This window comes from Bacillus sp. JJ1521, from assembly GCF_036965165.1.
GTDB lineage: Bacteria > Bacillota > Bacilli > Bacillales > Bacillaceae_L > Ferdinandcohnia.
In genome coordinates this window covers 1-231 of record NZ_JBALOX010000253.1, presented here as the reverse complement: position 1 = coordinate 231, position 231 = coordinate 1, and the positions used below count along the sequence as shown (strand labels likewise).

General features: G+C 31.6%; 1 protein-coding gene (only partly in view). It reads right to left on the bottom strand.

Annotated elements, in window-relative coordinates; all coding sequences use genetic code 11:
• Positions 1-124 carry the start of a PEP/pyruvate-binding domain-containing protein gene (locus V7147_RS23930; RefSeq protein ID WP_335370299.1) on the bottom strand. It extends 776 nt beyond the left edge of the window, so only the first 124 of its 900 coding nucleotides appear in the window; its start codon is at positions 122-124; the stop codon falls past the left edge of the window.
• Positions 125-231: the final 107 nt, after the last annotated feature.

The following is a 231-nucleotide window of genomic DNA, read 5'->3' as shown; positions in this document are numbered from 1 at the left end:
GTGTTGATACAACAAATCCTTCTGGGATCGGCAACTCTGCTCTTGCCATTTTTGACAAACTTGCTCCTTTTCCTCCGGTAAGTTGCAGATTTTCTCCTTTCGGGTCATTAAACCAAATAATCATCTTCAAACCTCCTACTGCAGTTAGATAGTTGAAATTAAAAATAATAAATAATCGATTATTTTTAATTCAAAAAAATATAACCTTTTAAATTTTCTAATTCATCTAAC